Consider the following 13559-nt stretch of genomic DNA (forward strand, 5'->3'; position numbering starts at 1 on the left):
TGCGGCGTTCAGACCCAGATTGTCCTGGCCGTGCCTGCTTCCGCTGATCCCGCTGCGGCTTCTCGCTCCTAGCGTGCTCCCGCTTCGATGATCCCGGCTTGCTGCCGTGGGCTCGGGAACGTTCGCCGCGACGTCCGCGATCGGCTTCATTGCTGCGGCGCTTGTCAGTCGCACGAGTCCGACCAGACCCACCAGTCCGACCAGTCCGACTAGACCCATCAGTTGACTCAGTCGAATCAGTTCCACCGCTTGCTCCGCGTTTCTCCAGCTTCTGCCCGATGCCTCTCTCGATGAGCTCCAGATACACACGGTCCCTCGGCGCGGCGAACGTAATTGCATACCCGTTGTTGCCAGCTCGTCCCGTCCGTCCAATTCGGTGAATGTAGCTTTCCGCATCTTGCGGAATGTCGTAGTTGAACACATGTGTTATACCTTCGACATCCAATCCGCGTGCGGCCACGTCTGTGGCAACGAGCAGCTGCATCTTCACATCGCGGAAGCGCTGCATCACCTGCTCTCGCTTCGCTTGCGACAGATCGCCGTGCAGCTCATCCGAATCGTATCCCTGCGCAAGGAGCGCTTCGTTCAACGTACTCGCTCTGCGCTTCGTCCGGCAGAAAATAATGGCCTGGTACGGACGGTGTTCGTCAATAACTTGGCACAATGTCGCCTGCTTCGCCCGGTCGCTCGTATCGATGAGGATCTGTCTAATCCCTGTTAAGGTGACGCGTTCGCTGCGGATCCGAATGTCGACCGGCTTGCGCATGAAGCGTTCTGCGAGCTGCCGCACCGTTCCCGGCATCGTAGCCGAGAACAACAGCGTCTGACGTCTGGAAGGCGTATTTCGAATTACCTCCTCCACTTCGGCCAGAAAGCCCATATGGAGCATTTGGTCAGCCTCATCAAGAACAAGTGTGTCCACATGCGACAATTGTATCGTGCCCCGGCGCAAATGATCGAGCAGTCTGCCTGGCGTAGCGATGACGAGATGCCGCCCGCCCTGAAGCTTCTGCATTTGACGCTCTACATCCTGTCCACCGTATACGGCCAACACTTTTACGCCGTTCTGATTGTCGACGAGCTTGCGGACTTCCTTCGTAATCTGCAGAGCCAGCTCGCGTGTCGGCGCCACAATAAGCCCTTGAACATAGGGCTTGCTCACATCGATTCGCTGCAGCATCGGAAGCAGAAATGCGAGCGTCTTGCCTGTACCCGTCTGCGCCTGCGCCACGACGTCCTTGCCCGCCAGCGCAACGGGAATTGTCTGTTGCTGAACGGGCGTCGGAACGGCAATGCCGTTCTTTTTCAAAGTCTGATTAAGTTCCTGCTGAACCCCTAGTTGTATGAAGCCTGACAGATAGGCCACCCCTTTTCTTTAACTCTCAGACGAATTGCCGCCCGATTGCGTTGTGTGAATAATGGTCTTGACCCTGCCGACTTGACCGTCCTGCAGGCGTACCTTGATTCCGTGCGGATGGTACGGTGAGTTCGTTAATATATCCTTCACCTTGCCGCGAGTCGTCTTCCCTGTTCGTTGGTCCTGCTTTAACACAATGTCCACTTCCAGACCGGCATGAATATGTTGACGATGCTGTCCGTTATTTACCATACGTAACCTAAAGCTCCTGTCCAGCGAAAAACCGCATTTTAATTTCGATGTTAGCTACTGTTTTCCAACGTTATCCTCCATATTATACACGTTATTATGCATATGGTATAATGAACAGGCAAAATGGATTCCGATCCATATTCAGGAGGAAACATGCTGACGTTTGAACAAAAATTAGCGGTGATCGAGTCCTTCTCCGAGCTGCAGCGCAAGGACGTCTCGCTTGGACGAGTGAACTTCCATTATGAAGAAAGCGCATTGGATAAAAAAACGGTCGTATATCACCTGCATCCGAACGGAAATGGCTTCGTATACGCCGGGAATCTGGAAGGATATGCCACATACCCGAAGGGCATGGTCAATATTCGGGACTATACGGAAGAAGAGCTTCGCGCCTTGATTCGGGCATCCATCGATTCGCTCGCACCAGGAGCGTATGCGGAAGGATCCGCCTTGAGAGGCTTGGGCGAGAAGATTTGGATCAATCAAGACAAAGAGACGCTGGTGCTCATTCATGAGCATGATTTATGGAACGTCTATGCTATGTCCAATTTGGAAATGGCCTTTGAAACTTACGAAGAAGCCGTGGAATATTTGCATGAAGAAGGGTTTATTCAATCCAAATAACAGTGTATACGCTCTTTCCATCAGGGAGAGCGTTTTTTATTTTGTTTGTGCTTCACCACTCACTTCCCACCGTTTTCCCCATGTTACAGGATAGCCGCTCAAAAAGCCACTTCCGGTGCTCTGTGATGATGTACCGTCTTTTTCACACTGAAAGAAAGCCGAACGAACGTATGCGAGAAAATGATAGAGTTTCCAAGCCAATGCGCGTTACAATAGAGGAGGCTTTTGGGTAATGAGTGTAAGTTTCATGTCATGATAGATAATCAACAAGAGGAATGATAGCGATGGGTATGGAGAGAAATTTGAAAATAATCGGCACGGGGGCATATTTGCCGAAGCAGCGCATCACCTCGGAGGAGATGGATCTGAAGCTCGGCGTTCCCGCCGGTTGGTCCTTGAAAAAGTCAGATGTGCGCGTGCGATATTTCGTTGAAGATGAAACGGCTGCCGAGATGGGAGCACTCGCTGCGCAAGCCGCTCTACAGGACGCGGGGCTCACGTTCGCTGACATCGACTGCATCGTATGCGCGAGCGGAACGATGCAGCAGCCGATTCCATGTACAGCCGCATTGATTCAACAAGCAATGGGGCAAGGGCAGTCCGGGGTGCCGTCCTTTGACATTAATTCGACCTGTCTCAGCTTCTTGGCGGCGTTCGACGTCATGTCGTATCTGATCGCCGCGGGACGCTACCGGCGTATTCTCATTATATCGACGGAGGTCGCCTCGGTCGGCCTGAACTGGGAGCATAAAGAAAGTGCGGTGCTATTCGGCGACGGCGCCGCTGCGGTCATCGTCGGCATATCGGAAGAGCACGAGCAATCGCGAATCATCGCCTCCTTAATGGAAACTTATAGCGCTGGGGCCTCGTATTCCGAGATACGCGGCGGCGGGACAGGACTGCACGCCAAGCACTATGACGATACTCGGATGCACGACTATATGTTCCATATGGACGGACATGCGATTTATAAAATGGCCTCCAAGCTATTGCCCGACTTCCTTGAACGGCTGCTCGGACCGGGGAATACGGCGATGTCGCAATTTCAGCTCATTATCCCGCATCAAGGCAGCGCCATGGCGATGCGCCTAATTAGCCGCAAGCTGGGCATTGCGACGGAACAGCTCATGAACATTACGGCGGATCATGGCAATACGATTGCCGCCTCCATTCCGATGGGATTGCATGAGGCGATTCGCCAAGGGCGGATGCAGCGCGGCGATCGCATTTTGCTGCTTGGCACCTCTGCCGGACTGTCGCTGGGAGGGCTGGTGCTTGACTACTAGCAGCGTGTCTAGTGGCGTTCCGCGGGACAGTGCTCGCACCGTCCTTATTACCGGCAGCCGCGCCCCCGTCTCCTTGGCGCTGGCGCGGCTATTGGGCGATGCCGGGCACCGCATCATCATGGCGGACAGCTTGCGCATGACGCTTGGATCCGCCTCCCGCTATGTCTCGCGCCATTACCGCTACCCGCCGCCCCGCCACGAACCAGAGCCGTTCCATACCGCAGTAGAGCGCATCGTGATAGACGAGCAGGTGGATTACATAATTCCGACCTGCGAGGAAGTGTTCTATCTGGCGCAGAGGCAACGGACATGGCCTGACGGGTGCGAGCTGTTCGCGCCGCCATGGGAGATGCTCAGACAGCTGCACCATAAAGGAGAGTTCATTGAGCTGGTCCGGCAAGTTGGCTTGAAGACACCGGCGACGCGGCTGCTGGCATCAAGAGAAGAGGCAAGCGACTATGTGCGGAAGCTTGGGGCGGACACCGCCGTGCTCAAGCCGGCTTACTCGCGCTTCGCGAGTCGCGTGTTATTCGTAAGCGCTGACCATGACCTGCCTGCCGGCATGCATATATCCCCGGCCCACCCTTGGGTCGGGCAGCAATATATTCGCGGCGCGCTGTACTGCACGTACAGCATCGTACGCGACGGAGCTGTACGTGCGCATGCTTGCTACGCTTCCGAATTCACGGCGGGCGTGGGCGCCAGCATCGCCTTCAAGCATGAGCCGCAGACGGATTTGCTGGCATGGGTGCGCCGGTTTGTCGCCCCGCTTCGTTATACGGGGCAGATTGCGTTTGACTTTATCGTCACGCCGGAACGGGACATCTACCCGATCGAATGCAATCCCCGCGCGACAAGCGGCATCCATTGCTTTACGGATTCCGATCGGCTGGACAAGGCATTCTTCGGAATGAATGATAGTGCAGGTCACGGTACGGATAACGGGACGAGTGATTGCACAGATGACGGTACGAGTCACGATGCGAGTCACGGTGCGCATCTTGGTGTGAATCGCGGTGAATCCCGCCCCATCGAACCAACGTCCGCCCGTCCTGCCATGTTGACGGCCGCTATGCTGGCATACGGCTGGAAGCATCCGCGGCGCATCTATTGGCTGACGCAGCTGTGGAAGGGGCGCGACGTCATCTTCCGCTGGAAGGACCCGAAGCCGCTTGTTGCGCAAGTCGTCATGCTGCAAGGCTTCTGGCGGGAGAGCCGCAGACGCTCCATCTCGCTAATGGAAGCAACAACATCAGATATAGAATGGAATGGTGAATGATGAGCCGACGAGCGTTAGTGACGGGAGGAACCGGGTTTCTCGGGCAGCGTCTGGCCTTCAGGTTACTCGAAGAGGGATATGCGGTCAGCGCCATTGGCCGCAATGCTCGCGCAGGCCATGAACTAGAGCTCATGGGTGTCCAGTTCATTCCGCTCGACCTGTGCGATGCTGCTCGGGTCAAGGAGGCATGCCGCGGTCACGATACCGTGTTCCACTGTGCGGCGCTTTCTGCCCCATGGGGTGCATACGCGGACTTCTATGCGAGCAATGTCATCGGCACGCGCCATGTCGTGCAAGGCTGCGTAAGCGGCGGAGCCCGGCTCGTGCATGTGTCGACGCCGAGCATCTACTGGAATTGGCGCGACCGCCTGAATATTTCGGAGGCGGAGCCGCTGCCTCCGAAGCAGGCGAATGCCTACGCCGCTACGAAGCTGCTCGCCGAGCGGGAAGTGGATCAGGCCGTGGAAGAAGCGGGGCTGCACGCCATCACGCTGCGGCCGCGTGCCATCTTCGGACCGGGCGACCGCGCCATCCTCCCGCGCCTGATCGAGGCGAACCGGGTCGGCTATATGCCGCTCATTCGCGGCGGCCGGTCGCTGCTCGACGTCACGTACGTCGACAACGTCGTCGACGCGTTGCTGCTCAGCGCCGCAGCCTCTCCGGCCGCACTCGGCGGGAAGTACAATATTACGAACGGCGAACCGATGCTGCTGAGCGATATGTTGGCGAAGCTGTTCGCTCTGCTTGATGCGCCGTTCCGCCCCATCCCGCTCGCCTACCCGATTGCTTCGGCGGCGGCCGGCCTGCTGGAGCTTCACGCCCGTTGGCTTGCCGGAGGCAAGGAGCCGAGGCTGACCCGCTACACGGTCGGGCTTATCGGCCGCAGCCAGACGCTCGACATTACGGCAGCTCGCGAGAAGCTGGGATATAAACCAAGGATCAGCATTGAGGAAGGCATGAGGCAATTTGCCGAAGCATGGACACAGGAAGGAGGTGCAGCGCTTCATGGGAGATAACCTAGAGGTTAGAACGGAAGTCCAATTGAACTTGATGACTGCCGGCTACTGCACACATCGGGAATGGCTTACGATCCAAGGCGGCAGCTTCGGTTCCGTTCGCTTTCCCGCCATGTTCGCTTATATCGAACACCCGCGGCTCGGCACCGTCCTGTTCGATACAGGATATTCCGAGCGCTTCTTCCAGGCGACGTCGGCCTTTCCTGCGAAGCTGTATCGGTGGACGACGCCGGTCTATATCTGCGAGGAAGAAACTGCGGCCCACCAGCTGCGTGCGCTCGGCGTACCACCCGAACGCGTGCAGAAGATCATTTTGTCGCACTTTCATGCGGATCATATTGGCGGTGTGCGCGACTTCCCGAATGCCGAGTTCTATTATTTGCGCACAGCCTATCGCCCCCTTCAGGACATGTCCACTTTCAGAGCCACGAAGGCAGGCTTTCTGCCTGAGCTATTGCCGGACCGGTTCGGAGAACGATCCCGTCCGATCGAAGAGACATGCAGCAAAATAAGCTTGAACGAGGGATATGCACCCTTCACGGAAGGATATGATCTGTTCGGAGACGGCAGTGTCATCGGCATCGACGTATCGGGGCATGCGCCAGGTCAGCTTGGCCTGCTTCTGCGCGCCACGGGGCAGGAATATTTCCTCTGCGCCGACGCGGCGTGGTCGACAACTGCCTATGCATCGCACCGGCTCCCGAAGCCGATCGTCAAGTGGATAAAAGCGGATTGGCGACAATATAAGGACAACCTTCACCGGCTGCACGTTCTGCACCGTCAACGGCCGGAGCTGCGCATTATTCCGACGCACTGCCGGGAAGCAGAGCAGCGATATGTATTAGGGTCTGAAATTAAGGGGGATGCCCGACGTGGATAAAGGAGCGATGACCGCCGCCTGGGAATACATCCGCACGAAGTACGGGCGGCGTTGGAGCAGCCGGGAAGCGCTGGAGCGGTGGCAGCATCGTAATGTGGTGAAGCAACTGCGGCGAATTGTGCCGCATTCTCCCTTCTTCCGCGAGCGCTTGGGTGAACTTCCCCTTGAACAATGGCGCGACATGCCGATTATGAATAAGTCGACGATGATGGAGCATTTCGATACGCTCAATACCGTCGGCATTCGGAAGGAGGATGCGTTCGCCGTGGCGCTGGCCGCAGAGGAAAGCCGCAATTTCACGCCCGAATGGAACGGCATTACCGTGGGCATGTCCTCTGGCACATCGGGCAATCGCGGCCTCTTCCTCGTCAGCGCGCAAGAGCGCATGGCATGGTCCGGGGCGATGCTCGCCAAGGCCTTGCCTGGATCCGTACTGGCACGGGAGCGCATTGCGCTATTCCTGCGAGCCGACAGCAACTTGTACGGCAGCGTGAGCAAGCGGCGGCTGCAGTTCGCCTTTTTCGACCTGCTCGCCCCGTTCGGGGAGCACGTCAAGCGGCTGAACGCATACGCTCCTACGCTGCTCGTCGCGCCCCCGTCCATGCTCCGCATGCTCGCGGACGCGCTGGCACAGGGCCAGATCGCGATACATCCGCGCAAGCTCTTTGCCGCAGCGGAGGTGCTGGATCCGCTGGATGAAGCAATTATAAGCGCAGCGTTCAAGCAGCCTGTACACCAAATCTATCAATGCACGGAAGGATTTCTCGGCATCACGTGCGAGCACGGGACGCTCCACTTGAATGAAGACCTCGTCTGCATAGAGAAGGAATGGCTGAACAAGCATTCACGCAAGTTCACACCCGTCATTACCGACTTCCGGCGTCTGACCCAGCCGATGATCCGCTATCGGCTGGACGATGTCTTAACGGAGCGAAATGAGCCTTGCCCGTGCGGCTCACCATTTACCGCGCTAGAGTGCATCGAAGGGCGGCACGACGATATGTTCTACATGCCTTCCCTGCTGGACGGGACGCTCACGATGGTCTTTCCCGACTTTATTCGCCGTGCGATCATGTCCGCCTCTTCCAAGATTGAGCACTATGCCGCGGTTCAGCATGCGCCGCAGCATATTACGGTAGCGCTACAAGTGCCTGTGGAACACCGGGCGGAATGCGAACGGAACATTGCGCAAGAATTGAGCAAATTGTGTGAAATCGTTCATTGTGCAGCGCCTGACATCACATTTACCGATTGGAAGCAGCCACCTGCGGGGCACAAGCTGCGCCGGATCGAGAGGAAGTTCAGACCATGAGCACCGTAGTTCTATATGACGCGACCAATATTGGCGAGCTGCCGTGGCCGAAAGATGAAGAGGGAAAAGCAGCCCAGGCGTGGATAGAACCGTGGATACAGCAGGGGCCAGAACACTATGTAGACAATATTCAGACCCGTATGATGGCGCTCGTCATCGAAGGCCAATATGTGCTTCCAATTACCGTCAATGAGCAAGAGTACGACAACGCATACGTGTGCTCGCCATATACGCATTATGTCTCGTATGCGAAGCAAGAGCTCGGAATGCTGAAGCAGCCGCTGCTGGAACGGCCGCTTGCGTGGCTGCTACACGGCATCGGGCAAGGCATGAAGCTCGCACGGTGCAATCGCGTCGTGCATGTGAACAACTGGCTGCTGTCCACGAACCTGTATCCTCACATGACGGCAGAGCATGTAACAGCTATTATCGCCATGCTGCAAGCTCGGTTCCCGGATTACGCGATCGTGTTCCGTTCGTTGAACCGCTGCTATTATCCCGAGCTATGCCAAAGCATGGAGGAAGCCGGATGCTTGCTTGTGCCAAGCCGCCAAATCTATCACCTGGATACACGCCATTCCCGCACCCAAAATGCCAAGGCAAGGTGGTTAATCAAGCGGGATGAAGGACTGCTTGCGAAGCACGGATACGAGACGGTTCAGCATGACGAACTGATCCCAGCTGATATTCCACGCTTGGTTCAGCTCTATAACTTGCTTTATATCGATAAATATTCGCCGTACAACCCGCAGTTCAATGAACGCTTCTTCGCCCACGCATTGGCGGACAAAACGCTGCGCTTCGTTGCCCTGCGCACAGCTGCGGGCCGAATTGACGGCATCCTAGGTTATTATTGCCGCGGCGGCATTCTGACGACGCCTATCTTCGGCTACGATACCGCCCTTCCGCTCGAGACTGGTCTTTACCGCATGCTATCCGCCGTCCTGTTCCGCGAGGCGCAGCAACTCGGCATGCAGTGGAACGAGAGTTCAGGCGCGGCGCAATTCAAGCGCAACCGGGGGGCTGTTGGGCACTGGGAATATTCCGCCGTCATGAACCGGCATCTGCCAACGTACCGCCGAAGCTGCTGGTCATTCGTCTCCTTTGTCGCCAATCGTATCGGAGTTCCACTGATGGAACGCAACAAATTATGAGCACAAAAAGAGTGAAGAGGAAGGAGGAATCATGTTGACATCGCCAAATACAGAATCGAACCGGCCCGCAGCTTCCCCTTCGCGGCCAATCGCTGTCGTCACCGGTACATCCAGCGGCTTCGGCCTCTACACGAGTGTCGCGCTGGCGCACGCCGGATATGATGTCGTGGCGACGATGCGCAACACGGCCAAGCAAGAGAAGCTGCAGGCAGAAGCGCTGGCAGGCGGCGGCTCCGAACGCATCCATGTGCTGCCCCTTGATGTTACCGATGCGAAGAGCGTTGAAGCCGCCTTCGCCCATATCCGGCAGCACTACGGCAAGGTCGATCTGCTGGTGAACAATGCGGGCTATGCGGCAGGCGGGTACATTGAGGAAGTGGACATGGACGCTTGGCGCGCCCAGTTGGAGACCAATTTCTTCGGCACGGTCGCCGTAACGCGCGCGGTGCTGCCCATGATGCGGGAACAAGGCAGCGGAACCATTGTCAATGTAAGCAGCATTAGCGGCCGGTACGCTTTTCCGGGCTATGCCCCTTATGCCGCCTCCAAATTCGCCGTCGAAGGCTTCACAGAGGCGCTGCGGCTCGAGATGCTGCCTTTTGGCGTGTATGCCGTGCTTATCGAACCGGGTGCTTACAAGACCGACATATGGGGAAAAGGGTTCTCTTCCATCCAAGCACGCGACGGTTCACCATACAGCAAGCCGCTCCAAGCGGTGCTGCAGTTCTCGAAGCGCAGCGCCGAGACGGCTCCGCCTCCGCAGGAGGTTGCGCGTCATATCATCAAAATTGCGCGTACCCCAAGACCGAAGCTGCGCTATTTCATGGGTCGGGGCGCCGCTCCCTTGCGCCTTATCCGATTGTTTCCTTGGAAATGGTATGAACGGCTCGTACTATGGGCGTTAAGGCGCTAAACAAGGAGGCTGTCACCGCGTGGATATCGGGACACAGCCTCCCTTTTGCTTTTACTCCTGATATTAACCCTGCTTGTTCAGCGCATTCATGATCCACATACCATTCCTTCATGCGATGCAATTCTCCGGTCGTCTCCTCCGCAATCGATACGAGCCGTCTGCGTTGAACATGTAGTGCTCCATCGAGCGATAATTATCGCCGGAAATGGAGTCGATGAAGCGAGCAATGCAGCCGCGCATGCCATCATATTTGCCATTGGCCGTCTCGAAGTCCTCCCCCAAATAATAGGTGGCTCCGACATGACGCTCATACTCCTCGAAAGGGCCCGCTCCAATAGCGTCCTTCGGATTCACGTAGTTGATGATTTGGCCATCGAAATCACCGCTTCTCGCTTGTGCCGCCAATCCGTCCGGCAGTAGATTCATAACGCTCGGCGCGCTGTACGTGACCGCGTCCCATCATGCTTGGCGGCAGCATATTGCGCCAAACCACCGCTACTTCTTCTTATCAGCTACCGCCTGCGTGAACAGATTGCCGTCCAGGTCCACATCAAACGCCTTGCCGAATCCGACGACATAGCGACCTTGTCCCGGCTTTAGCTCGAATAGGGAAAAGTCGAGACCGCGCAGGACATTCATCAGCTTTGCGCTGTGACGTTCCTCGAACAGTTCAAAGATGGAATCAGATCCCTCGTTACCGATATACCTCGGCACGCATCTCAAGCGGACGCGCTCCAAGCCGAACAAGTTCGGCGATTCCGATTCATCCGCCAGCAGCATGACGTGAAGGCAAGTGCTGTGCTCGATAAGGCGGTAATGATCGGCGATTCGGCTAATGTATATGTATAGTTTTCCGTCCTTCTTGACGAAAGGGGCGTAGCTTACAAACGGCTCCCCGCGCTCATCCGTCGAGCTGATAATGAGCGTCTTCCGGTTATCTATGAACTCAAGATAATGCTGCTTATACTTTGCGAGATCTATCGTAAACTCCATACAAGCTCCCCCCATTAATCACTTTCATAAGTGATTATGATAATCATTATCAATTAATTATCATTTATAAAGCTACCACGTTTATCCCCGCAATTCAAGCTGCAATGAACGCGCAAATTTGCTTCTGCAGCCAGATGCGGGATCATCCTGCAGCGTGAGAGCTTCCTGCCTGCCACATGGTATATTTTCCTTGACTCTAAAACAAGAAACGGCAAATTCGCAGATAAGATGAGCTGCATTCAAAAGGTGAAAAATGATGAAGTCAGGGATCGGCGCCGTGCGGACGCGGGGTCTGCCGCAGCATACAGCCGCGCCTTGGGGACGAATATGGATGTCGCTGCTGCTGAGAACGACACTGTTTGCATGTATCGGATTCGTATTTACAGGGATATGTGCTGTTATGGGCAGTGATCAAGCATTGCGTGATGCGGAGTAGCGGTGGCCGTTCCAGGAGATTTCCCCCAATGCGGTCACGTGGGTCGTGCTATGCTATCCTCGTGATTGAACAAAGAAGGCCTTCCTTATAACAGCATCATCCACTTCAGCAAAGAAAGATGGAGCAGCGATATAGGCGAGGCCCTTCTGTATCTTATTATTGGCTTAGGCGTCAGCATTATTGGGATTACGCACTACGATACCATCTGTGCTGGAACGGAGAGCGCGCAGATCCAACTTGATGATTTATTTTATTTCGCAAGTCGCCTTTAAATACCAACTGGAGCGACTCCGACTTTCTGAAATCATCTGGCGTAACGAGCGCCGCGGATTTGTTGACCAGCTTCATTCCGCTCTCCTGAAACAGCGCCGCGACAAATTGGGAGCAGAAATATGCGTTCTCCCGCTCAATATGTAGGTTAAATGGAATGCCGAACAGGCCCAGCAAATTGTATTTATATTGCTCCTGGCTCTCTTCCATTTGCTGTACGCGCCTGCGGATCTGCTCATATCTGTCGCTCGTTACGCTGCAGCGATATAGAGCGCACAATGTAGGCCGCCTGTCAGCGCGAATGAGGCTGCCATGAACCTGCTCCTTCACAAATCCGCCAACAAACGGATTGACCGAATGTCTGCGCCCGAAGCTGTATATCTCTTTCAAATCTGCATCGAACGCAACCGACACATGATTAAGCGGAGCTTTTGTATACATTTTTATCATTTTGGACAGCAACGTCCCTGTATCTGTAAGAAGAATATAAATATTCCTGTCGCTCACTATACTCACCAACCCATATATTTCTTTGTTTCTTCATTGTATAGGTTGAATGAGCTTTCCAACACAATCCTGCGTCGGGAATATAACCTAGACTAACGTCGGGGTTAGAGAAGTAAGCCTTATTCCGCATCCATAACGGCGCTGCAACTTTCGCGTATAATTAGCTCCGTCGGAATTAGCACCTTTTTGCCGATCGTGCGGTTCTTCTCGATGCGTTCGAGCAGCAGATCCAGCGCCGTCTCCCCCATAAACTCGCTATGCAGCTTCACGGTAGTCAAGGACGGCATCATAAATTGGGCTACGGTTATATCGTTAAATCCAATAACGCTAATATCGTTCGGCACGCGCAGACCCTGCTCTTGAATCGCGCGGATTGCGCCGATTGCCATCGAATCGTTGGCGGCTAACACCGCGGTGCATGTCGTGCCGGAAGCCAGAAGGCTGTTCATGAGCCGGTACCCGTCTTCTGCCGAGAAGGAACCGATCTGCACCAGTGCGGCATCGAATAGGTTCGCATCCTTCATCCACCGTTCGTAGGCCTCTTCCCGCCGATCCGCCAGCACCTGCCCGTCCACTTCGTCTCTTCCGCCAACATAAGCGATCCGTCGATGTCCGAGATCGTGTAAATACGTCAGCGTCCGATTGACCGCATCGTACAGATCCACCATGACAATATCACACCGGTGATCCCACGGAACGGCATCGATGAACACGATATTGGGCGTTAAGCCCCATAGTTGACGGATCTGTTCCTCGTTGATGGGACCGATGACGATCAAGCCGGACATCGATGGGGCAGACAGTTCCGGATCGTCCTTGAATCCCTCCCACAGCTGAACGTCATACTCCTGTGCAGCCCCTTCTATCGCAAGTCTCATCGCTAAATAATAGGGGTCATTCAATTCTTCGCTCTTCGTATAGGTCATTACAATGCCAATTTGCTTCTTTTTCACAACCGTCTTCGATGAAGACGAGTTCCGGCTGTCGGCGCCGTCGCTGCTCTTGACCCGTTTGAATTTGCGGTATTCCAGTTCTTCCGTTATTTCAAAGATGCGCCGCTTAGTCTCATCCGACACCGATAACGTCTGATCGAAATTCAGAACCCGGGAGACGGTAGAAATAGACACATTGGCCCGTTCCGCAATATCTTTCAATGTTGCCACTATATATCAACTCCATATACCAATACTTTCATTATCACGCATTGTCATGCACAGCTATCACCTTGATTGTACTTTGTTTTTTAGTAAAAATAAATATGATTTAGTAAATAGACC

15 protein-coding genes are annotated in these 13559 nt (G+C 55.1%); 9 read left to right on the top strand and 6 right to left on the bottom strand.

Going from position 1 to position 13559, the window contains the following annotated elements; genetic code table 11:
- Together A372_RS0112650 and A372_RS33840 are read right to left on the bottom strand one after the other, a co-directional pair.
- Window positions 1-1309, bottom strand: a 1309-nt coding sequence (locus A372_RS0112650; RefSeq protein WP_237728530.1) for a DEAD/DEAH box helicase, incomplete at its 3' end; no start/stop codon positions are given.
- 66 nt (window positions 1310-1375) lie between these two features.
- The gene (locus tag A372_RS33840) at window positions 1376-1609 is read right to left on the bottom strand and encodes a YwbE family protein (protein ID WP_019421221.1); all 234 of its coding nucleotides are present in this window, start codon (window positions 1607-1609) and stop codon (window positions 1376-1378) included.
- A 153-nt stretch (window positions 1610-1762) separates the two neighbouring features.
- On the opposite strand from A372_RS33840, the gene A372_RS0112660 reads away from it, so the two are divergent.
- From A372_RS0112660 to A372_RS0112695, 8 genes are all read left to right on the top strand, one after another.
- Window positions 1763-2236: a hypothetical protein gene (locus tag A372_RS0112660; protein ID WP_019421222.1), complete on the top strand. Its 474-nt coding sequence runs from the start codon at window positions 1763-1765 to the stop codon at window positions 2234-2236.
- Between the two features lie 284 nt (window positions 2237-2520).
- Entirely contained in the window at window positions 2521-3522 is a 1002-nt protein-coding gene (locus tag A372_RS0112665; protein ID WP_019421223.1) for a beta-ketoacyl-ACP synthase III, read from the top strand.
- Window positions 3512-4801, top strand: a complete 1290-nt coding sequence (locus A372_RS33845; RefSeq protein ID WP_019421224.1) for an ATP-grasp domain-containing protein — start codon at window positions 3512-3514, stop codon at window positions 4799-4801. Before A372_RS0112665 ends, A372_RS33845 begins: the two co-directional genes overlap by 11 nt.
- Window positions 4801-5817: an NAD-dependent epimerase/dehydratase family protein gene (locus A372_RS0112675; RefSeq protein ID WP_036704101.1), complete on the top strand. Its 1017-nt coding sequence runs from the start codon at window positions 4801-4803 to the stop codon at window positions 5815-5817. Before A372_RS33845 ends, A372_RS0112675 begins: the two co-directional genes overlap by 1 nt.
- Complete coding sequence (locus tag A372_RS0112680; protein ID WP_019421226.1) at window positions 5807-6697, top strand: MBL fold metallo-hydrolase; 891 nt, start codon at window positions 5807-5809, stop codon at window positions 6695-6697. Before A372_RS0112675 ends, A372_RS0112680 begins: the two co-directional genes overlap by 11 nt.
- Window positions 6681-8009, top strand: coding sequence for a F390 synthetase-related protein (locus tag A372_RS0112685; RefSeq protein WP_083858844.1), 1329 nt, complete (start codon window positions 6681-6683; stop codon window positions 8007-8009). Before A372_RS0112680 ends, A372_RS0112685 begins: the two co-directional genes overlap by 17 nt.
- Window positions 8006-9163 (top strand): GNAT family N-acetyltransferase, encoded by a 1158-nt coding sequence (locus A372_RS0112690; protein ID WP_019421228.1) that lies wholly within the window; start codon window positions 8006-8008, stop codon window positions 9161-9163. Before A372_RS0112685 ends, A372_RS0112690 begins: the two co-directional genes overlap by 4 nt.
- A 31-nt stretch (window positions 9164-9194) precedes the next feature.
- Complete coding sequence (locus A372_RS0112695) at window positions 9195-10076, top strand: SDR family oxidoreductase (protein WP_019421229.1); 882 nt, start codon at window positions 9195-9197, stop codon at window positions 10074-10076.
- Between the two features lie 108 nt (window positions 10077-10184).
- Here the strand turns inward: A372_RS0112695 and A372_RS33850 are convergent, their stop codons facing one another.
- Both A372_RS33850 and A372_RS0112705 read right to left on the bottom strand, forming a co-directional pair.
- Window positions 10185-10502 carry a hypothetical protein gene (locus tag A372_RS33850; RefSeq protein WP_019421230.1) on the bottom strand — a complete coding sequence of 106 codons (318 nt, stop codon included), beginning with the start codon at window positions 10500-10502 and terminating at the stop codon, window positions 10185-10187.
- 69 nt (window positions 10503-10571) lie between these two features.
- Entirely contained in the window at window positions 10572-11069 is a 498-nt protein-coding gene (locus A372_RS0112705; RefSeq protein WP_019421231.1) for a HugZ family pyridoxamine 5'-phosphate oxidase, read from the bottom strand.
- A 253-nt stretch (window positions 11070-11322) separates the two neighbouring features.
- On the opposite strand from A372_RS0112705, the gene A372_RS0112710 reads away from it, so the two are divergent.
- Entirely contained in the window at window positions 11323-11505 is a 183-nt protein-coding gene (locus tag A372_RS0112710) for a hypothetical protein (protein WP_157259537.1), read from the top strand.
- 186 nt (window positions 11506-11691) lie between these two features.
- Here the strand turns inward: A372_RS0112710 and A372_RS0112715 are convergent, their stop codons facing one another.
- Window positions 11692-12282, bottom strand: coding sequence for a hypothetical protein (locus A372_RS0112715; RefSeq protein WP_019421233.1), 591 nt, complete (start codon window positions 12280-12282; stop codon window positions 11692-11694).
- A 119-nt stretch (window positions 12283-12401) separates the two neighbouring features.
- Complete coding sequence (locus A372_RS0112720; RefSeq protein WP_019421234.1) at window positions 12402-13445, bottom strand: LacI family DNA-binding transcriptional regulator; 1044 nt, start codon at window positions 13443-13445, stop codon at window positions 12402-12404.
- Between the last annotated feature and the right edge of the window lie 114 nt (window positions 13446-13559).

The sequence above is a fragment of the Paenibacillus sp. OSY-SE genome (assembly GCF_000283315.1).
Classification (GTDB): Bacteria; Bacillota; Bacilli; order Paenibacillales; family Paenibacillaceae; genus Paenibacillus_B; species Paenibacillus_B profundus.